Origin of the sequence: Enterobacter sp. HNDS-6 (assembly GCF_039850505.1) — a bacterium.
Classification (GTDB): domain Bacteria; phylum Pseudomonadota; class Gammaproteobacteria; order Enterobacterales; family Enterobacteriaceae; genus Enterobacter; species Enterobacter kobei.
Genome location: NZ_CP156673.1, coordinates 248,096 through 269,728, shown reverse-complemented (window position 1 = coordinate 269,728; position 21,633 = coordinate 248,096). Strand labels below are relative to the sequence as shown.

Genomic DNA, 21,633 nt, shown 5'->3' with positions numbered 1-21,633 from the left:
AGCGGTGAGATATGAGCCAAATTGAAGCAAATCAATCAGCATCAGCCAGGAATTTTTCCATATAAAAAATATGGGATTAAGTTTCTGATGTTTGCATAATGTCAGGTAAAATAAGCACTTAACTGCCATCACAGTTGCGATTGAGCGTAGCATAATAAGTGCCCGTACAACCTCTCGAATACAAGCCGTCTCAGCGAGTATTTCACATAGCCCTCTAACGCTGTGTTTGGTGCGTTAATACGTCCATACCCGATTTTCAAATTGCAGTTGTGCCAGAAGGAATTGAAGACATGCAATCCGAACAAAATCAAAACATTCGACATCTTCCATTACCACACAGTGTCAGAGAAGCCATTACCGCAGCAAGAAAACAGGCCGGTACGTTTTACTCCTTTACCGAAGCAGATACACCACTACTGATTCAGTCCCAGGATGGTACGGCGAGTGGCAAAAGCTATAACGTTTTCGCTCAATACATCGAAAGCGTAAATCCAGCAATCAACCTAGGCAATAGCCATCGCAATCTGGTGTTTATCACACCGCTGAAATCACAAATTGACATCCCGGAACAACTTATCGCTCGCGCCCGAGATAAGAAGATTGAATTGTTACCTTATCTTTCGCAAGGGGATATCGCAGATCTTGGTTTTACTTCATGGGTGAAATCTCCTGAAGGGAAAACACCTACAAACCGGGAACGGTATCGCCGCTGGATCAAGCAAGCCGACAAATTGATGTCGGGTGACATTCAGCTCATTTTTCAACGTCTGAAAGCGGAAGTTGATGCTCGTAATAGTCTGGAAGTACGTCTGGAAACAGAGATTAAAGTGGGGGCAACGTTTGAGCAAAAACGTCTGGAGGATGAGTTACGTCTCAATAGTTTTCATTTAGCCGGTCGCTTACAGGAAGCGACTGTGGCGATGCTTAATGCCCTGAATCAGGATCTGGCGGCTTTACTTGATGGGGAAGCGACTAACCCTCGATATGCACTGGCGACGGAAATGGTTAAACATCTTTTCCCGTTTCAGATTGCACTGTATCGCCGATGTATCCTGCTGGCCACGACGAAAAAGTTCGATGGCAGTGTGCTGTTACTGAAACGCGATAAAGAAGGCGGCTATCACCGGAGTTCACAACAACTGGACCACGTTCTGGGTCAGAAAAAAAGCCTCAAAGTGAATCCGTTAGGCGAGATTGCTAACCAGACTAATCCACAGCGAATTGAGAGCTTAAAAGAGCAATATTGGATAACCGATGAAGACTCACCTTTCGCACAACGTGATATTCGTTTTACATTAGTTCTGGACGAAGAGCACGAAGCCTACCGTATCTTCCAGCAGAATGTTTGCCAGACATTAATGAACGACGATCAGCAGCTTCCTTCGTTACTGGCAATTTTACATCGTGTACTGGAATATGTGGATGAATGTTCTTCCGATGAAAGAGCGCCAGGGTATATCCCTCTGAAAAATTATGTCGATGAGATCAACAAAGCCTTATTACAATGTGATTTACGACCAGATTTCGATCTTAAGAAGCTGACCAGACTCTTTAGAAATAGTTTGCTTGATATCGTCGTCGATAGTCGTAATGCTGAGCAGGTTATCGCGTTAATTGGTAATGTTTTCAGTTATCAGATTCAGCGATTTTACCGTGAGTCAGATCTTCGTCGTATTCATTTACGTAGTCACGGGCGTCATTCATACACTGAAGTCTATGTTTCTGAAGATGACAAAAAAGTTCCAGATGAATTTACCCTATATGAAATGTATCAGACACTGACTGCTCTATTATTAGCCTCTGCCCGGTTGGAAACACCCAAACATGTCTGCGATTTGCTTGCACAGCAGGAGATGGCAAATCAGAATAACCCATTGTCTGTTTTCATTCGTAAAGCCCAAAGTATTAAAGGAGATATAGATCATTTATCTTCCAGTGAGCCTCAGAAAGAACAGTTGATAGATGACTTTTTTACCTATTTTCAACCCAAGACATTGTTTTCCCTTTCGCCACGTGAACAGGTAAGAATTGAGGCTGAACAACTGAGGGGATGGGTATTACTCAAATTTCGGATGGAGTTAATTAAGGAGTTACCCGAAATAGCATTATTACGTGTGCTTTATAATACACGTAATACTATTATTTTACTGTCTGCTACAGCAGGATTTCCTGCAACGTATAATGGACAGTACAGCCGCCCGTTTCTGGATAAATACGCCCGTGACTTGAACTATCGCATCAGGCAGCGGGATGTTAATTCTGCTTCGCCCCTGTCGGCGATCCGCGACAACAGAAACCTTCATCGTCCTGTAGCGCTGGAGGTATTTGACGATCAGGTACTGGAGTTTTTACCACAAAACGAGGAGCCTGAGTTCAGGAATGCATATCGTTTGTGGCTCAAAATGCTCGAACCATACTCTACAGCCGTTCAGTTTAATCGCTATCATAAACGAGAGTTTCATCGCCAGTTACAGAGTATGTTACTTGCGGCCTATACTGGTCGGCACATTCTATGTATTGGGATCAGTAGCCGTTTTTTTGCGATTATCGGGAATTTTCTTCGTGCCAATAAGTTAAGTGCAAATCCCTATCGTGGGGTCGCTATTCTTGACAATGAAACACGTCGGGGGAACGATTTATCTCGTGTATTTGAAATCACTCCTTTTGCTGAGCGGCATAGATTACGTGTCGTCATGTTTGATTCAAAACTCAACCGGGAAGATCCGGTAAGAGACTATCTGCAAATTGATCACCAAAACTTAGCAATATGCATGGTTTCCCACTTCCAGGGGGCTGGCACAGGGCTTAATTATTATGTCACTTATCCGGTACCGTCAGAACCTACAGGAGCAGATTCAGAGCAAATCGACTTTGATGAATTAGCAATGGTCTGCGGTAGCTACTGGAGTCAGATTAATGCAACTCCATCGCGAAACACGCTGGAAAATTATATTACCTTACTCAAGCATTATGCTCATGGAAGCGTGCCTCGTCAGGTTGGTGATTTCGATACGGATCTAGTTGATTCTGATGCTGCCCAATTGCTGGATACTGAACATACCGTCGAGCTTCATAAAATTGCAATGCAAACTATTGGCCGTACAGAACGGCGTGATGCCCAAATGGATGGCATTATTCGTTTACCTTCTGGTGTTCATCATAATGCATTGTGTGTTTTTCGGGATTTGGATCGTCATCCAAATGCACAACCGTTACTTGCTTCCCTGAGTCTGCATAACCACCTATGGTTCAAACGCGCAAAAGAGGATTTATTAAAAGCCAGCTTTTCTTCCGATAGTCAGCGTAGCGAATTTGAAAATAAAGTTGTTAAAGCAATAAATATGTATAGTGACTTTGAAGCCGAACTGAAAAATAAAATTCTGCCACTGGCAAGACAAGGTGATCGAAATGCAATTGAGTTAAATGAAGCATTACGTCACCGGGACTGTTTTACCGATCCTCAGTCATATATGAAGCGTCTTAAACGCAACGCGATTATTAAGAAAAATGCTTACCTTAGCGACTGTGTAAGCCATTTTTATCTGGAGCGCACTGCCGATTGGGAAAATGTGATACTAGCTAAAACCTTAGATGGTTATGGATTAACAGATATTTCAGCTGGGGCAAATCCATACAAACCGGAATATTGTTTACCCCAATATCATGAAGCCATGGCTGAAGAGTCATCCGGAACTGAACAGCGTATTTTTGCGAAGATTCTGGGATTAGAGGCCACGCCTTTACAACAATACATTCCCATCCCTTCATTGATGCCACTTTTGATTGGCAACATTGGTGAATGGCAATTACACCTTGTGCTCCAGGAAATGAATATTACGCCCATCCTACCACAAGAGCTGTCACACTATCTGGATAGCCATTGTTATGAGCTGTTTGATGTGTACTGCATTAACAAGAACCGGATTGTTGCAATCGATGTAAAAAACTGGCGAATGCAAGGAAATAACCGCCAATTAGCGAAAAAAATGCATAATAACTCATTGGGGAAAGTCAGTGAGTTGCAGAAAATCGTTGAAGAAAAAACACAGTTTGATGGTGTTGATGTTGTTTATCTTAATACCCGATATGCTTTAAACAGCCTCAACATTCGTGCCGAACATTCTAACCATAAGGGGATCTGTTATTATAACCTTTTTAAAAGTATTTCATGTTATGAAAAAGATAATGGCAAAAATCCTTATGATGCAAAAATAAAATCAGAATTAAGAATAAATGAATACTTACTTAATCTTTTAGGAGTGAATTATGACTGATGTAACTGATAGTCTACAGCATAATGAAACGGATGTTGTGATGGCTGCCGAATGGGACCTTCAGCCTTCAGATTATGCACCTAAAGCACGAACACAGCTCTTTGATATTCATGATGCTGCTGATGTAATGTTGGAAAAACTTCTGCAATTACCCTCGGCAAATGGTTGGGGAATTGATGCAATCTGTATCAACAAGGTAAAAGAATACACCATGAAATGGGATGATTTTTTTATTGAGTTGCACAGGGAAATTCAAAATACATTATCCTTAAAGCTGGGAGTGAAAAATAACAGGGAGTTTCAGTATCAAACATTAAGAAAAGCAAACAGCTATCTTGTGATGTTTCTGTCACCAGATGCCCGTCCGTATCATCAATGGGTTAATGAACTAAAAATAAAGGGCTTTGATCAATATAAAATTGCTCAAACTGTGCTCGGGTTGCGTCTGAAACTACATTTTTTAGAGAATGCCGGGAAGTATTTTGAGGTGAGTTATGGGGCCTATAATAGCGAAGTTTTTCTGGGTGCTGTCGTACAAAAAGAAGAACCAGACAAGAGAGGAAACTATTACGTAGATGCATTGCAAAGTGACCTCTTTTACAGCCCGGATTATGGTGACCTCACCTTTACTCTGAAAGGGATCTGCTTCAGAGCTAAAGCGGAAGAGCTTGGTGTACTCAGCGATTATGGTCGGATTCTGATTAAGGGTAAAAAATCATTGCAGTTGCTTGAGAAAGTAGATGGTAGAAAATACCGGAAAATGCCCTATATGCGTTTTGCCAGTAAGGATTATTCTGGCTGCAAAAATCACGCAGAGAATCTGGTTCAGCGCGTGCTCGGTGATATCCTGTCTCAGGCTAATATCACTTTCTCGCCACGTGTTTTTTATGCTACCCACTGCCAGTTAAACTTTTTGACGACCAATAGTAAAATACTTCAGCGTCCGTTAGTTATTATAGATAATATTAATAGTGGAGAAAATCCAGAGGCGCATCAGCTATTTATTCACTATCTGAAAAAAGAATTAGGTGCAGTAGTTATAATGCCACCTCGAGAACTTATTGAACTGGATAAAAATGTTAACTATCTGGTGCTGAATCAGTCTAAAAAAATAAACGGGTCCAGCATTTCTCTTGGTGAAGATACCTTCTTAAACTCTACCTGGCAGGCATTGAATGAAGCAAAAGCGGGTAAAAAAGAGCTATTGGATTATTATTCAAGGCTAAAAGTGGATTTCATCCTTGATTTTGAGAATAATCATCAGCGAGTCTTTCAGGGATGTAATATTGAATCTATAGAGCAGAATAAAAAAGATCCTGTTACCCAGTCGGTTAAAAAAGTGCTTAATCCAGTACCTGTCGCTAAGCTGGAAATGATCCGCAGTGAACTTTGGCTAAAAGAAGCAGTGCTGGTGAGAAAGAAACTTACCGGTTTTAACATTAACGATGGTGAGTATATTCTTGTCTCAATTCGTTGCTCCTCTTCCGGAAACAGAAGAGGGAATGATTTTTATGGCGTTGCCACGCCCGTAATATTCAGTCATGGCGTAATGAACATCGCAGAGCCAAAAATGTATACAAATGAGGTGGCTTTCCGTAATAATGTTCCGGGGATGAATATCAACTGTATTGATAAATTGCGTGATGATAATTTCTATCTTGTTGATACAATAAATAAGATTGTGATTAAGCGATACAATACTGTTCGTATTCCGAGATTATTAGGTTCTGCGGAGCGTTGTTCTCTTCAGGTAGCAGAAAATAATCAGGATAAAATTAATAAATTTGGTGCAGCGGATAAAACATGTTTGCCTTACTACTTAACGCCAAAACCTAAAAGTCATGCTGTCAGCCAGTATCAACAACTCTTTATTGAAAAACGAGGTAATGAAGCATTACTTTTTTGTACTAAAAGCAACCAGCCCAACCAGATTATGGACAGGGCTACCTTAGTTTATAATTTGGTGGCGACAACATTTGACGGTAAGGAGGCTGATGTGATGACGCAACCAGCAACTGAATTACTGTTGCGAACTTTAACTTACGATACCACCCGTTATAATGAAGTCAGTCAGACATCTCTTCTGGAAAAAATATCGCGTTTGATGCTGCATAACTAATTTTATCAGCTTTTAACGTGGGTTATTCTTTATCAGGCCATATGCTATGGCCTGAATATCTTTAAACCGGATAATATCGAGCCTGTTCATTCACTGAATCAACTCCGGCAACCTATAAAGCAAACGCCTGGCAGATGGCCAGCCTGCATCCATAAAAATATCCAGGCTTTCTATCAAACAGGTACGTCGGTGTTCCTCTTCAAAAATGATTTTATAGTCAGCAAGAAACATCCCCATCATTTTTACCAACTGTTCCATTCCCATATGTTCATTCTGGAAACCAAACCTTGTTCCGTGACGTAATGCATGGGCCATCAGATCAAAACATTTTGCAGGATCGACAGGAACAAGCGTTTCCAGCAGTTCCAGGAGGTAGTAAATAGTGTGTGGCGTACTGCAATCACCAATGCGCCGCATGTGCAGTTCAGTTTCGTTTAGAAATCTCTTAACTTCTTCTTTTTCTAATGGTTTCTCAGGATTATGTTTCCCTTCACAAACAAAGCGAAGTTGCAGACATGCTCCGTCTATAATTGCAAAACAGCGCCTTACGTCTTCCAGTTCAATCTCTGTCAGATCAGTGCGGGATGAATACTCTTCCAGTTTTTTTCCTGCAGCATCAATAATGCTATAGGCTATATCTAACGCCCGTCGTCTGATTCCAATGTCCTTCGGTGTACTCTGTTCGGTAAAGCCAAGAATGAATCCATCCCTTAATGTAAATAAAATTTGTTTAAGTTCATGGCTATAAATAGTGGGATCGACAATCCAGCCTTGAAGAATATCATATGCTTCCCTGATTTCATGGACTCCCCAGAGAATTGCCAGATCGATGCTAACTATCTTGCGAATACGGTGCTGACGTTCAGGATCGTTACTAAAACGTCCCAGCAGTTTCTGGATAAGACAGAAGGAATACGTCGGGTCGTTATATAGCAGACGTCTGATTCCATCCCCAACTATATGCTCTATTATGCCGGTATTGATTTCCTGCTCCACGCGTTCATTCAGGTAATGCCATACGCTATCCGGAGCAATATCCCACAACCTTAACAGGCGTGTTGATGCCTGAAGACGAACGGCCGGGTGAGGGTCAACCAGCATCCTTTCGATATCAGGTTTCAGTAGATCATACAGATCGGGACGTAAAGGCATTACATCCAGAAAAATTCGTGCAGCATCAATCCTCGGTGAAGGAGAGCCCCAGCTAACGCTGTTGGCAAAATTATCCTCGGTATCTTCATTGATAGTTGGAGATATTGCGCGAGAAGTCATATGCAATAAGTCCAAAAAATGAGGGGTCAGCTCATCTGCCCGATGGTCATTTACAGGCGGTAATAATTTCTGTTCAACAGCCGCAGCGCAGGCCCGAACAATAACATCCTCTGCAGTTGTGCGCACATAGGTATGAATATTTACAGCATTGAGTTGTTCACGAAGCGGCTCGAGAATGCCAAAAACATCTTCCAGCGATAATTCAGAGGAGAGTGTATTATTTGTCGTTAACCCCAGTGCAGTTTTCGCTGTTTTGACAGCACTGATAAGCATGGCATTGACTGGCTCATTTTGATCCAGACCTTCGATAAAATCATAAGGTATACCCGTGCTAACATTGACCGGAGAAATATCGAAAAGCCTTTTATTGCCTGATATTTCATCATCTCCCTGCGTGTTTTTCAGAAAGTCCCGGGCGGCTTCAGTAGAAAGATTATCTGAGCCAATCGCGTTGAAAAGGCGATATAACAGTCGTTTCTTTGCTTCTTCCGGGTAAATATAGCCAGAGAAATTATACTGGAATGCTGCATTCTCCAGCATTTGCCGTTCCTCCACTGGACGCCGTGCAATTCCTTTGCTGACCAAATCGATAGCATCTTTACGGGTGTCTTCGTTCCGGATAAACGCTTCCTGCGCGGCAATGGGCCAGAGAAAATCAACCAGGCTATCATTACGTTCATTTGCCGCCAGAAAGAGCCTGGCCCAGAAGATTGCCAGTGAGGCTTTTTGACGAAAAAGTTCTGCGAGAACTAACACGTCTGGTTCAGTCGCGCTTTTCAAATGCTGAAATAGTTTCTTAACCAGTACTTCTCCGTCATGCGCGTGTTCGCCTGTAGGATTGTACGCCCAGATGTGGCTGTGATCGGCTTTAAGAGAGATATCATTCCCGGAAATGGATAAATGCATCACTGGGGAATCGACAGGATGGTGCCGGGCAACATATCCATTTAAAGCGTTAACGGCAGCATCAACAGCCTGCTCGGGATGTTGTTCGAGAAAATGGGAGAAAAACTCACCGAGGGAATAACGAGCCGATTCATAGTCCTGTCGGGCGTTTGATCTCAGAGGGAGAATTCGGCTGTTCCCCAGCGTTGTTTCCCGTTCTTCGGTGACATCGTAGCTGTAGACAAACTCGAATACGCTGGCAACAAACTCAGGAGCATAATCTGCGATTTTCTTGATGTTGTAACAGAGAATGGGAATTTCCTCTGAACCAAAATGCTGGAGACGTTTGACGGAAATAATTTGCTCCAGTAAACGGCAAGATGCATCAACATCGGTATTGATCGTATCTGCAACGAAAGGTATAGCACTTCTGACAAAATAGCCCGGCTGACTCTGCTCAAGGCCATAAGAAAGCACGGCGCGGCAGGCTGTACCCAGAATATTGCGTAGATCAGGATCAGTCACCTGCTTAGTAATCGGATGCAGCAAAAATCGCAATGTCTCCGCGACTTTATTGATGTCAGGCGTTAAAGCAGAGACCAGATATACCCACGGAAGCAGAGCCACGTCTTTTTCATCTTCAAACCGAATTGCCAGCGCGCCGCAGAGATGACTGAGTGTGGAAATAACGTTCTGATCGTCCATTGCCACACGTTTAGCGAGCCAGAGCAGGTCGTTTTGTGCAACAGGGTATTCAGCCGCAATCCGGCCTGTTGCACTACGGATAATGGGATCGCCATCGCTATCATTAACCAGATGACTTACCGCTTGCCAGAAACCGTGATGATCTTCGTTATAATCCCAGATCTCCTGGAGCACAAAACCCAGGGCGGGAGAAAGCAACAATCCCTGAGCCTGCTGTTTAGGGAAACGCAAGGCTCCCGCAATGAGTGCGTCAGGATCGAATGATATTTTTGCCGCAGCATAGTCAAAGAGCAGATGATGACGAAACTGTACCCAGCGATCGCTAGCCTCCCTGACGACAACGCCTTCACGAGAGAGTGTATCAATCATATCGGCATCTGTGCCTGTCAACAGAGATGGAGCCCTGAGTGAACGAGTGGCAATCATATGATCAACCAGAGCCTTAAGACACTGCCGGGCATTCAGCCCATGTTTCTCAACGCGATACTGCCAGTAGAGTTTTAATAATTCGCTCTGGGATGAAATACGACTCAGATTAATATCCGCATATTGCGAAACCAGGTCGGCCAGCAATCGTGTATTAAACGGTACTTTTGCTAAATCGCGAAGCCTGTCAGAAAGCTGCTTAAGTGCTGCTGTCAGCGCCGAAGATTGTTCCAGTAACTGGCTGAATTCGTTATCTGACCAGCGTGGAATAACAATATGGCGAACCGAAGAAAACTGCGTATCGGCACGTTCCGTCACTGGAGGATGCCCCTTAAACAGATCGCGAAGCTTCACCCCCATACGCAAATCGAAACTGCGAATAGAGGCAATAACGCGCCATCGCCCCTTTTGATTCAGTACCTGTTCAATCAGGGGACGAAAAACAGCCTCACCTTTACCCCCACGGGTCGCATCCAGTGCATCAATAATCAGCCAGCCGTGAGACGTACCATCCCATGCTTCAAGCACTTCAGTCAGACAATGATCCAGCCGGAGTTCACGGCTCAGTCCTTCGAGTGACTCAACCGAATAGTGATCAACCGCCAGTTCAAGAACATCGTCCCCACGATTGCGCAGGCTACGTGCCAGCGCATTCAGTACGCCGCTTTTACCGGCTCCGGGTTCACCAATAATTAATAGCGAGCCGGACTGCACAGCTTGCTCAACCGCATCCTGGCATTCCCTGCGCAAGGTAATCGGCTGGCCGGAGGGATTATCGATGGTTTCATACTGCTGCAAGGCATTGGCAACGTGCTGAGAGTGGCGGATAAGTTGATGAATATCCGCCTGATATTGTGGCGGTGCGGCCAGTTTAATCCCTTTTCCTGCCAGCAGGTTACGTAATAATAATGCATCACAGCCACCACGTCGGGACATTATCTCCCCACAGGTGGTGACAAGAATACTCAGGGCTGCTGCTGAGTCAGTTTCTCTGGCAAGACTGCGGCTAAGTCGCATCTGAAGTGTTGATGCGATATTTTCAACATCAACAACGTGAACGACAATCAGACGGGCAAGTTCGGCTAACAGATCTGATGGCCGGGGCTCCGTGGTAATTCGGCCCCACGCCGTCAACACACAGCGTTCGAAAATATCAGACGCTGATTTCTGTTTCCTGTTCATAGCTCCGCGGCCTTGCTGGGAAAGATGGCGTAACGCGGCGGAAAGATCGGTCCGAACAGTCGCTGATGCTTTGATACTTACGGCTAAAATCAGCCGATCTTTCTCCGGCGACAGAGGGCGGTTCCATTCCAGAGAACCATCACCATCCCGACAGGTTAGCCAGTGTTGGACGAACTGTTCAATTGTCCGGTAAAAAGGACTCTTTTCTTTATCTGAAAGTGGGACCGTTGTTTTTGCCTGAATTGCAAGAAATCCGCCCACAGAAGTTGCCACAAGAATATCGTCAACTGGCGCTTCAGTTTCGAAACGAAGCCGAACAGGTGCTGCATCACCCAGTACTAATGAAGGATCCAACGGGTCATTACTCAGGATCTGAGCGGCGAAAAACGCGCCTAATTGTTGTTGAAAGATAATACCGCTGCTGGTTGCCGCGCCACCACCGTTTGAGGGACCGCTCATATTCGTATCAGACAAGTTTCACCTTCATAGCATGAATTCCGTGTTGGCGTTTATTTTACGGACAGGCGATTGGTAAAACAAAGAGATAAAAGTACAGTACCCGGGTAAAACCGTCATTGCGACATAATGGCGCATTCGCACTTTTTTTATGTCGTGCGTTCGGCTACATCTCTATTGGCGGCTGGGGGGTATCGCAAGGTGCATCGGTGTAGGTATGACCGGTAAGACCAACTCCGTTCAGTTCACCATCCGTAAGATTGGTCTCTTCGGTGGTGGAATTTAAATTCACATACCGGAGGTTGCCTTATGGCTATACTCCTCACTCAGACACACCCGTCACTTGTTGTTCCCTTTAATGCCACCACGGATTTCACCATACACACCAGTCACTACGAAACCTTTGTCGAAACCCTGATTGAAAGCAACGATCCCTCGTTGAAAATGGCGCTTTGCGGGAGAATCAACACCTGTCTGACGCTGCTGTAACCCACACTGTTAGAGCCAGTTCCTCCCCATCTGGTTGAAAGCCTGACCGTTGACACGCTTCCTGCGACCACTCCCCGTTTTGAGCCTGAATGTACGGAGCTTTGTCGTTACTGCCTTGCTATCACGCAAACCCTGTCGGGGCTGGGATTTGCCTCTGAAACGGAGAAGCACCTTTGCTGGCTGCTGTACGACCTGATTAATTACTTCGCAGCGAAAATGAAAGCCCCGCGTTGGTTGCGTACTGCCGGTGGCATGAAGTTTATCGACGGTGTGGAGGTCAAAGTATGACGCAGCCTGACTGGCATCCTGCCGACATTATCTCCGGGCTGAAAAAACGTGGCACTTCGCTGTCAGCGCTTTCGCGTCAGGTTGGGCTGGCATCCTCCACACTGGCAAATGCGCTTACCCGCCGTGTTGGCCCAAAGGCGAAACATTGATTGCTGAAGCGTTAGATGTTGCGCCTGAAAAAATCTAGCCTTCACGCTATCTCTGATGTCCTTACGGCGCAGCCCATTTACGGAAGCTGCGCCGCATTTCGTTTATCTCATCCGTCATAATCCTTTGAACCGCAAAAACAGTTTTCTATTATCGGTCTTCTTACCACGAACTAAGCCACCGCCTGCACAAAATGCTTCATGACGTGAAAGAAGCGCCCGATGTATCAGGATGGTCGGCGTTTTACCTGTAATGCAGCCTTTGAAAGCTGCCGGATCTGTCTTAGGACGGATTAAGGCCTCCTTCACGCTTAGTTACACTAAGGAAACCATAATGAATCTGACTAAAAATTGCGCTCCACCAGTCATGGATGTTATATTAAAATATAATATTCGGAGGTGCTCTATGTATACCACTCGCCTGAAAAAGGTCGGCGGATCCATCATGTTGGCGGTTCCTCCCGCCGTGCTCAAAACACTGGAGCTGTCGACGGACAGCGAAGTCGGCATGACCATAAATAATGGCTGCCTGATTATTGAACCCCAGAAACGGCCCCGTTATTCGCTTGAGGAACTGCTGGCACAGTGCGATCCGCACGCCGAAATGAGCGACGAGGATCGGGAATGGATTGATGCGCCTGCGGTGGGCAAGGAGATCCTGTAAATGGACAGAGGGGAAATTTGGCTCGTCTCACTGGATCCTACAGCCGGACATGAACAAAGCGGAAAACGTCCGGTGCTTATCGTATCGAAGGCATCTTTTAACAAGCTGACCCGGTTACCCGTTGTTGTTCCCATCACCAGCGGTGGAAACTTTGCACGTACAGCCGGTTTTACCGTCTCCCTGGACGGTGCGGGAACAAAAACGATGGGCGCTATTCGCTGCGACCAGCCCAGAACCATTGATATGGCTGCCCGGAGCGGCAAGCGGCTGGAACGCATACCAGACGCTGTGGTGAATGAGGTGCTTGCCAGGCTGGATGCGATTCTGAATTAACATCTGAGACGCAGAAAATCAAAAAGCCTGCTCTAAAAGCAGGCTTTTTAAATTTGGCTCCTCTGACTGGACTCGAACCAGTGACATACGGATTAACAGTCCGCCGTTCTACCGACTGAACTACAGAGGAATCGTGTGAACGAGGCGCATAGTAGCGACCTCAGTTCGTCTTGTCAAAGGGGGAAAACGTACTTTTCGTTCGTTTGCCGACAATTTCAGCAAATCGCTGATTTTATAGCAAATTCGCGCTGAAATTACGCAGCAAATTGCGCCGCCCGCAGGCGGCGCACAGGATTAGAACAGTACGGAGTAGTTCAGACCAAACGTACGGCCACGGCCTTTATAGGTATACAGACCTGGTGCACCGTAGGTTGGGCTATACAGCCCCGGCGCGCGCTGGCCCCAGGCGGTGGTGTAGTCTTTGTCCAACACGTTTTCCACGCTGAAGCTCACTTTACCCACCGGCAGGGCGTAGCTGCCCAGGAAGTCGACCGTGTTATAGCCATCGATCTTCTTGCCGTCCGCATCTGACACGTCAAAGGTCTGCGTGCTCTGCACGCGCAGGGTCCAGTCGCCCGGCGCCCAGTTGACCCATGCGCTGGCTTTTGACGGGCTGGCGCTGTCTACCGTCAGCTTCTCCCATTTACCGTTTTCGCGGGTTTCAGACTTAATGGCGTTAAAGTTCGCGCCCGTACTCCAGTCGCTGTCGGTGAAGAAATAGTCCACCTGGCCTTCAATCCCGTAGATACGACGCTTGTCGTCTTCGAGGTTGATGGTCATGTCCGTCTTGTTGATGGTGATCGTTTTGTCCGAGAGCGAGTAATATGCCGCGACCTGGGTACGCAGGTTATCGCCGGTGTAGCGCCAGCCCAGCTCGTAAGCGTTGACCTTGATGCCGTCGAGCGTCGAGTCGTTCACGTTCACGCTGTTCAGCAGGCGATAGTGACCGTTGCTGAGCTGATAAGTCCCGGAACCGTAGTACTTCGCCAGATCCGGAATTTCAAAGCCCTGGGAGAAGTTAAACCACAGCTGCTGCTGTTCGGTCAGACGACCGAGGATCCCGGCGTTAAACAGGAAGTTGTTGTAATCGGTTTTCCCGCCCGGCACCGCGTCTGCGGAGGTGGCTTTCCCGGTTGCAATGGCCTGCTGCTGGGCGTAACCCACAAAATCGTCCACCTTGTTTTCGGTGTACTGGTAGCGCACGCCGCCGCTCAGGGTGATGGCGTCAATGTCGTAGCTGGCCTGCAGGAACGGGGCGAGGTTGGTAATGCTGTAACCCGGGTAGCGGCCCACGTTATAGGCATTATCAAGCTCCATGCCGCCGCTCGCCGCTGCTTTGCTCAGATCAAAGAACTGCTGATTGGCATCGAAGGTTTCATGGTCGGCATCCACACCCCAGGTCAGGGTTAAATCATCCACCGGTTTGCTGTTCAGCGTCAGCTTGCCGCCGTAAAAATCGGTTTTCTGCTGCGACGCACCGATGCTGCTCACGACGCCTTTGGTCAGGGTCGGGAAGGGGTAGTAGGTCAGGCTTTCGTCACGATAGTAAATCTGCGCAACCAGATCCTGGCCCCAGAAGTCGGTATTGGAGTATTGCAGGTTAATCAGATGACGCTCGGTACCCGGTATACGGTCAGAATCGAGATTACCTTTGTTATAGGCAGTCGCATCGCCCGTGACCGCCGAGAAGTTTTTCCCGAGGTACAGGCCATGCTTGCCGTCGGACTCGCTCTTATAGTACTGCGTCGTGAGCTGAAGCTGCTGGTGTTCGTCAATGTTGAGGGTGCCGGTCCCCATCACATCAATACGGTCGGAATACTGTAAGCCGGTCTGGGTGTTATCAATGATCACCTCGTCGCCGTTGCCGTCATACCAGCCGCCGTAACGCTGATACGACACCGACAGACGACCCGAGGCGTTGTCGTTGCCGCCGCTGATCGCCGCCGACACGTTCTCATCGTGGTCGTTGTGGCTGTTAAAGCCGCTTTTTGCTCCGGTCTGGAACTCAACTTCGGTCTCCGGCTGGCCTTTTTTGGTGACGATGTTCACCAGGCCGCCGGTGCTGCCGCCGCCGTAGAGGGACGTGGCGCCGGAGATCACTTCGATACGGTCAATGTTGAACGGATCGATGGAGTCGAGCTGGCGGCTGTCGCTGCGGGAGGAGTTCAGGCGCACGCCGTCCACCATCACCATCATCGAGCGGCCGCGCAGGTTCATACCGTAGTTGGTACGCCCCTGGCTGCTGACGTCCATGCCCGGGATCAGCTGCGCCAGGACTTCTTTAATCTCCTTTCCGCCCTGAACCTGCTGCTCAATTTCAGACCGTTCAATAACCCACGTGGTCTGCGCCATCTCGGCCACGCTGCGGTGTGCACGGCTGGCGGAGACCACGATATTTTCTTCCTTTTGTTCTTCCGCCCACGCAGAGGTAGAAAGCATTGCAAGCAAGCAAGGATTTAAAACCCAAAGATGAGAACGTTTCATTGTTATGTTGATCCTGATTGTGTGTGTCAGTACTCGGTCGTTTTCTCTAACGCGTTAAAAACCGGGCTGCTGTCCTGGCTGGCGGTGGTGCGCCAGTGGATAACGCCGGGTGTGGTAGCCAGCTCAAATGGCTCGTCAGGATGCGCGCGGTTAAGAATGCGTGCGGCACGCCAGGCCATCAGGCTGAGCTGAGGTTCAGCAATGCCGAGACGGTGCATCCCGGCATTGACGGCAAACAGGCGGTTGCTCTGCGGGCCGTCCCATTCGAGGGTGAAATCGTTGTTGATGCAGAAGGCTTCGTCCGTATCCAGATGCAGGCGGTGAGACAGCGGGGCAAGGAACGCAGGCTGCGCGGCGCGGTAACCGGTGGCAAAGATCACCACGTCGGTATCCAGCTGTTCGCGACCGCCGTCGAGATGATGCTGTATGCTCAGACGCTGACCGTTTTCCTGACGCGCCAGTGACGTCACCGAGCGGGACGGCAAAAGGTGCGCCCACGGTTTTTCACGCAGCACCTCAAAGCGGTGATACATGGCGCGGTAAATTGCCAGCAGGGACTCGGTGGTAATGCCGTCAGAGGTCATCTTCTGCTCGTGCAGCATCTGACGACGGGCCTCTTCGCCGAGCGTGGAGAAGCTGTCCACATACTCCGGCGTGAAGTACTCGTTGGCGAAGGCGGCTTCATCCAGCGCGTTATAATTGTTACGGCGCGACACCCAGTTCAGGCTTAGCGGCTGGCCCCATTCCCCGCGGAAGATATTTAAGAACAGGTCGGCACCGCTCTGGCCGCCACCGACGACGGTCACGCGCTTGCCCGCTAAATTTGGCGTGCGCAGCATCATCTCGCTGGCGTGGAAACAGGTGTCGTCCTGCACCGTCACGCAATCCGGGAGGTTAATCTGTTTGCCAATCCCCACGCAGACGTGGCGGGCAAAGAACCGATCCCGCTGGGTCACGACCTCAAACAGACCGCTTGTCTCATCAAAGCTCACCTGCTGCACCTGCTGGCTGAAGGCGAGGTTGGTGAGGTTTTCTGCCGCCCAGCACAGGTAATCGGCAAACTCTTCGCGAGACACCGTGCGCTGTTCGGTGGTCAGGAAGCGGTAGAACTTTTTACGCTGCACCAGGTAGTTCAGAAAGCTGTGGCGGTTGGTGGGCTCTACGGCGCTGACCAGATCCTTCAGGAAGCTGGTCTGCATGTGGCAGTCCGGCACCATCATCCCCGGGTGCCAGGAGAAGTGCGGCTTGCGCTCAAGGAACAGCGAGCTAAAACCGTCCAGTCCTTCTGCCAGGGCGGCGATGCTGAGGTTAAACGGGCCAATACCAATGCCGATGAAATCATAGGTTTTCATTGCGCTGACTCCCGGGAGGCCAGAAAAAGAGGGTTATCAAGGTCGGTAACGTAGTTCGGCAGCATGCGGCTGCCGCCGTCATGCTCGGAGAAGGTCAGTTTGACCGGGTTGAGGATCACGCGAATAATTTGCGGCTTAAACAGGTCGAACATCGCGAAACGTTCCGCAAGCTCGGGGTGCGCAGCCATATACCGGCGCAATACCCCCGCCAGGATTTGATAGAAACGGATTTCGCTCACGCCGCATTGCAGGGTGAGACGCGAGATAAAGCGCAGCACCGTTACAAAGTTGCCGGTTTGCAGGTCGTGGATGATGTAATCCGCGCTCAGACGTGCTGTAACGTCCTTCACCTGCGCCGGCAGGCTCTGCGCCTGCGAGAAATCTTCGTCCACCAGACGCATATCACCCTGGAAATCCTTCAGCAGGATGCGCTGCGGTACGTAGTTTTTCATCACCAGCGTCACGTTCTGACCGTGGGCGATCAGCGCCACGCCGTAGCGGCAGAGCAGGTGATAGAACGGGATCACCGTCGCGTCGAACAGCTTTTCCAGCCAGGCGTCGGCGCTTAGCCCCGAGCGTTTAATCCACGCGTCGATCAGCGGACGCCCGGCGTTATCGGTTTCCATCAGCGCCGCCATCAGCACCGCCTGTTCACCGTCTTCTAAATAACAGGACGGATTCTCGCGCCAGATCACCCCCAGCATCTCCTGATAGCGGTAGGGCGCTTTCGGTAATGCGGCATAGCCCGGATGCGACAGATATCCGGCGGCGGGTTCACCCAGTACCTGCGCGCCGCAGCGAATCAGCGTGGCGTCAGAGGCGAACTGCTGCTGCAGCCAGCGTGAGGCCAGCGGCCCGGCGGCAATGTATTTGCCCGGAATGCCGCGATAGCAGGAGGTGTTATAGATGGTCAGCGGCAGCTTGATGTCAAACGGCGCGCGACGGCTGGCGTTGGTGAGCGTGCGCAGAGACTGCTGCGCCAGATACTCATCGCCAAATTCGCCCAGCTCCACCATCTCACCGCGCGCCAGCTGCGCCAGGAAGTGAATGGCAATTTTCTGCTGCCACTGCCACGGGTGTAGCGGCACGGGCAGCCAGCTTTCGTCGAGCCCCAGCGCCTGCCAGCGATGCTCAAACCGGACGCGCTCGGCGTTGTCCATGGTACTGGCAAGCAGATTCTGAATGTCGCAATCGGCGTCGCTGCTCCAGACCAGGTGTTCACGCTGAACGGCAACCCAGTGCAGACGAAAACGTCCGCGATACTCAGGTGCGTACTGATGCAGGGCATCCAGCCCCCATCCGCGGCGGCCTTTGTTGAAAATAAACTTAGGATGACCGCTCATCAGACACTGTAATTCATCCGGGTCGAGGTGGATCAGTGCGTCGGCATCCAGCGCTTCACGCGCCTGGAGCAGCTGAATATCACCGCGCAGCGTGGCGTAAAGATCTTCCATATGCTCCGCCGTTTGCGCGTCGCTCATCTCCAGCACGGTCGCCAGCTGCAGCAGCGCGCTTTCCGCTTCCACGGCGGCGCCGCTGGCGGTGGTCAGGGAATCAGGATCGATATGCAGCCAGCCCCAGATCCCGCGCGTGGCGCGAAACTGCCAGGACTCCGAGCCCATGGTGATGCGCCAGCCGTCCGATGAAACCGGCTCAGCGCGCAGGGTACGTTCGTATTCCAGTTCGGCGAGGATCTTCGCCACCATCTCGCGGTTTACTTTCTGCCAGAGCGCGTTCACAGTCTCACCTCATGGAAGAAGCGGTGACGCTCGCTCACGATCAGGCGCGAGCGCTTGTGCGGGAAGTCGAACTCTTTTGCGGTGTCGAAACCGGCGGACGCCAGGTGGCGGAACAGGCGTTGGTTGTCGAAGCGCGGCTCGGCCACAATGCGCGTCGTGCGCGGTTCATCCAGATACAGGTAGTGGCTCAGACCGCGCAGCCAGCTGCGGATGTACTGCGCGCCGCGCCAGCGCTCTTCGCCCACCAGCATATGCAGCCCGCGGTCGAACGGCTGCCAGCGGTAGTGGCGGCCAATGCGGTCTTCTGGCGCCCAGTAGAGTTCAAAGTAGCCGAACGGCTGGTCGTCGAAGCAGCCGATAACCGGGTAGCAGTACGTCGAGTCAAGCTGACGGCGCAGGTAGTTTTCCTGTTCGGCCTGCGGGCCGGCCATCTCCCAGAAGGCGTTCACGCGCGGGTTGTTCATCCATTGAGTGAATCGTTCGCCGTCCAGCGCCACGTCGGCCACGCGGAAGCTCAGCGTGCGTTTAATTTGCGGATCGTAACGGCGATACACCTCACCCTGGGGGCGGCGAGGGCGCTGCGGGAAGTACAGCTGACGGCTCTCATCAAACTGCATACCGTTGCTCGCCTGCGGTCGTTCACCTTTCAGCCAGAGCGGCAATTGCCAGAAGGTTTCACGCGCCAGGTAATCCCCGTGGGCCAGGCTAAACAGCGCCTTTGCCTGAGGTTCATCCTGCCAGGTTGCCCACGGCAGCGTAATGCCGGTCAGCGCGGGTGCGGCGACAAACAGCTGATCCAGCGCTTCCACCAGCCAGCCCGCCGGGATAGCCCCGAGACGCTCCAGCACCGCGCTGCCGTCGAGACCTAACGTCAGCGGCAGCGCGGTATCCGTTGCGGTGCAGCGAAAGCCGAAGCCAGAATGGACGATATTCGCGATGGCCATTACGCCTTCTCCTTGTAGAACGGGTTGCTAAAGTCGAAATAGATCACCGCCGGATCGGCGATGGTGTTTTCGTTGCGATCGTGCAGATAACAGAAGAAGTTGCCTTTGCAGTTCCAGGTCGGGCTGTCCAGCACGTAGTCAAGGCAGCGGGTCTGCTTCGCCGTACGGCGCAGCGCGACCAGCGCGTCACGCACGCGCGCCATCAGGCGCTCTTCACTGTCGAAACCGGCGGCGGCAAGGGCGGCAGTCACCGCAAGGGTGGAGTTCAGCAGCAGGTAGTAAGGGAAGTAGCGCAGCAGCTGGCTCTCACCGAAGCGGTTTTCCACGTCAGTTTCACCCGCCTCTTTCAGCCACCCGTCGGCTCCTTCGGTCCAGGCGCTGCCCTGGCAGTCACGGTAGATAAGCCCGACGGGGAAATCCTGCTGCATCTCAACCAGGATATTTTGCTGGTGGGCGAGCAGCACCAGGCCGTAGTCCGCCTCGGCGCTGAACAGGGGGAGTAACACGCGGTCACAATAGGCGTCCAGCCAGCAGCGTGCGGCCTGAGCGAGGGGTAAATCCAGACGCTGGCTCAGACGACGCACTGCCGCAGCCAGCAGGCTGTCACCGCCATCCGGGGCGGCCTGGGTCAGGCTGACCAGCACGTTGGTCTGCGTGTCCGGCGTGTCAAACAGCAGATTGACGCGCAGGGCCATCAGGCTCTCTTCCTGCACCACGCCGTTTTCGTCACGCAGCCCCGCCCAGCCGTCTTCCTGCATCACGCGCATCGTCGGGTAGCGTGCCTGAAGCGTTTGCCAGCGTTCCGTTTTCGCCAGGCGCGCCAGGCGCATCCCACGCTTAACTTCTTTCACCGACAGCGTGCGCACGGAATTGGTCAGGCGCACGCTGAGGGAGAATTTAATCATGTCGCTGTTGGATTCGCAGTACAGCGAGCGGGACGAGCTGGTGGGCAGCCACTGTGCGCCCGCTTCGCCCAGATCCTGCAATGAACCGTTTTCCACCAGACGCTGGCACCAGGCCTGACCCAGCAGATGCTCTGCCTGCCATGGGTGCATAGGCAACAGCCAGCGCGTGTCGGTGAAGTGGCCGAGCAGCTCAGGCGCGCTCTGGGCGGCGAAGCGCAGCAGACGTTCGCGCAGGGAGACGTTCAGGCTGTCACCAGCAATGCGCGTGCTCTCAACGGCAAACCAGCGCAGCGGGAAACGGGAGGCAAAATCAGGCAGATAGCGACGCGCTTCGGTTTCGTTGAATGGCTCGTGCGACTTCGGTGCCGGGTGAAATGCGTGGCCGACCAGCAGCGCCTGTTCTGCTTCAGCAAACGTCAGCGGTTTATCACGCAGCGTGGACCAGCTGTGGCGCAGGTCGATCGCCTGCCAGGTATGTGCATGACTTTCCAGCACGCGTTGCTTAAAACGCGCCAGCGTATCGGCATCAAGAACGCCTTTTACTGATGGTTTTTCAAGAAGTAAATCAACCAGTTGGGTATATGTGACGGCGTCACCGCAGTCGCTATCGCTCTGGATAAGCGTTGCCGGGAAACAGTACTGATGGTGCTGGGTGGGGGAGAAATAGCGTACCGGTACCCGCAGGGCCTGAGCGGGAGAAAGCGGGATATGAATATGCGCCAGCTCATCCGCAGCGGCTGCGGGGAGATAGCGCCAGTCCGTCGTTTCGCGCAGCAGGGCGTTTAAAAAACACTGGGCCGCAACGTCTGTACCGGCGGAGCGGGGCAGAGTACGCATAGATGTACCTCATTCCATGATTGATAATAATTCTCGTTATGATATTCATTCTATTTACACTCGCAACCATTTTTGCAATATTTGTTTTCATAAACTTCATAATTTCCACACATTTATTGACACTATGTTCACA

The 21,633-nt window shown here is 50.4% G+C and carries 10 protein-coding genes, 1 tRNA gene and 2 pseudogenes; 6 read left to right on the top strand and 7 right to left on the bottom strand.

Going from position 1 to position 21,633, the window contains the following annotated elements; translation table 11 throughout:
* Positions 1-290 precede the first annotated feature (290 nt).
* Both ABFI50_RS01250 and ABFI50_RS01245 read left to right on the top strand, forming a co-directional pair.
* On the top strand, positions 291-4,274 hold the full coding sequence (locus ABFI50_RS01250) for a hypothetical protein (RefSeq protein WP_347485175.1): 3,984 nt from the start codon (positions 291-293) through the stop codon (positions 4,272-4,274).
* Positions 4,267-6,393, top strand: coding sequence for a hypothetical protein (locus ABFI50_RS01245; protein ID WP_347485173.1), 2,127 nt, complete (start codon positions 4,267-4,269; stop codon positions 6,391-6,393). The genes ABFI50_RS01250 and ABFI50_RS01245 overlap by 8 nt, the downstream gene beginning before the upstream one ends.
* A gap of 90 nt (positions 6,394-6,483) precedes the next feature.
* Here ABFI50_RS01245 and ABFI50_RS01240 read toward each other — a convergent pair whose 3' ends face one another.
* Positions 6,484-11,337: an ATP-binding protein gene (locus ABFI50_RS01240; protein WP_347485172.1), complete on the bottom strand. Its 4,854-nt coding sequence runs from the start codon at positions 11,335-11,337 to the stop codon at positions 6,484-6,486.
* Positions 11,338-11,628: 291 nt separating this feature from the next.
* On the opposite strand from ABFI50_RS01240, the pseudogene ABFI50_RS01235 reads away from it, so the two are divergent.
* The 4 genes and pseudogenes from ABFI50_RS01235 to ABFI50_RS01220 all read left to right on the top strand — a co-directional run bounded on the left by ABFI50_RS01235 (position 11,629) and on the right by ABFI50_RS01220 (position 13,239).
* Positions 11,629-12,096 (top strand): annotated as a pseudogene (locus ABFI50_RS01235) (hypothetical protein).
* Positions 12,093-12,283, top strand: a pseudogene (locus ABFI50_RS01230) (helix-turn-helix transcriptional regulator). The pseudogenes ABFI50_RS01235 and ABFI50_RS01230 overlap by 4 nt, the downstream one beginning before the upstream one ends.
* A 365-nt stretch (positions 12,284-12,648) precedes the next feature.
* A complete protein-coding gene (locus ABFI50_RS01225) occupies positions 12,649-12,906 on the top strand; it encodes an antitoxin (protein ID WP_117581268.1) in 258 nt (85 codons plus the stop codon).
* Positions 12,907-13,239: a type II toxin-antitoxin system PemK/MazF family toxin gene (locus tag ABFI50_RS01220; RefSeq protein ID WP_045134957.1), complete on the top strand. Its 333-nt coding sequence runs from the start codon at positions 12,907-12,909 to the stop codon at positions 13,237-13,239. It begins immediately after the preceding gene.
* 54 nt (positions 13,240-13,293) lie between these two features.
* Here ABFI50_RS01220 and ABFI50_RS01215 read toward each other — a convergent pair.
* The 6 genes from ABFI50_RS01215 to ABFI50_RS01190 form a co-directional block, all read right to left on the bottom strand.
* Positions 13,294-13,369, bottom strand: a tRNA-Asn gene (locus tag ABFI50_RS01215).
* A 164-nt stretch (positions 13,370-13,533) separates the two neighbouring features.
* Entirely contained in the window at positions 13,534-15,723 is a 2,190-nt protein-coding gene (locus ABFI50_RS01210) for a TonB-dependent siderophore receptor (protein WP_347485170.1), read from the bottom strand.
* 26 nt (positions 15,724-15,749) lie between these two features.
* Positions 15,750-17,075 carry a SidA/IucD/PvdA family monooxygenase gene (locus tag ABFI50_RS01205; RefSeq protein WP_196347375.1) on the bottom strand — a complete coding sequence of 442 codons (1,326 nt, stop codon included), beginning with the start codon at positions 17,073-17,075 and terminating at the stop codon, positions 15,750-15,752.
* The gene (gene iucC, locus ABFI50_RS01200) at positions 17,072-18,814 is read right to left on the bottom strand and encodes an aerobactin synthase IucC (RefSeq protein ID WP_332872835.1); all 1,743 of its coding nucleotides are present in this window, start codon (positions 18,812-18,814) and stop codon (positions 17,072-17,074) included. The genes ABFI50_RS01205 and iucC overlap by 4 nt, the downstream gene beginning before the upstream one ends.
* Complete coding sequence (locus tag ABFI50_RS01195) at positions 18,811-19,758, bottom strand: GNAT family N-acetyltransferase (protein WP_196347377.1); 948 nt, start codon at positions 19,756-19,758, stop codon at positions 18,811-18,813. The genes iucC and ABFI50_RS01195 overlap by 4 nt, the downstream gene beginning before the upstream one ends.
* Entirely contained in the window at positions 19,758-21,500 is a 1,743-nt protein-coding gene (locus ABFI50_RS01190; RefSeq protein ID WP_048995882.1) for an IucA/IucC family protein, read from the bottom strand. The genes ABFI50_RS01195 and ABFI50_RS01190 overlap by 1 nt, the downstream gene beginning before the upstream one ends.
* Positions 21,501-21,633: the final 133 nt, after the last annotated feature.

Coding starts and splice junctions, on each gene's coding strand:
- ABFI50_RS01250 (WP_347485175.1), top strand. CDS start 291: ATGCAATCCGAACAAAATCAAAACATTCGACATCTTCCATTACCACAC.
- ABFI50_RS01245 (WP_347485173.1), top strand. CDS start 4,267: ATGACTGATGTAACTGATAGTCTACAGCATAATGAAACGGATGTTGTG.
- ABFI50_RS01225 (WP_117581268.1), top strand. CDS start 12,649: ATGTATACCACTCGCCTGAAAAAGGTCGGCGGATCCATCATGTTGGCG.
- ABFI50_RS01220 (WP_045134957.1), top strand. CDS start 12,907: ATGGACAGAGGGGAAATTTGGCTCGTCTCACTGGATCCTACAGCCGGA.
- ABFI50_RS01210 (WP_347485170.1), bottom strand. CDS start 15,723: ATGAAACGTTCTCATCTTTGGGTTTTAAATCCTTGCTTGCTTGCAATG.
- ABFI50_RS01205 (WP_196347375.1), bottom strand. CDS start 17,075: ATGAAAACCTATGATTTCATCGGCATTGGTATTGGCCCGTTTAACCTC.
- ABFI50_RS01195 (WP_196347377.1), bottom strand. CDS start 19,758: ATGGCCATCGCGAATATCGTCCATTCTGGCTTCGGCTTTCGCTGCACC.
- ABFI50_RS01190 (WP_048995882.1), bottom strand. CDS start 21,500: ATGCGTACTCTGCCCCGCTCCGCCGGTACAGACGTTGCGGCCCAGTGT.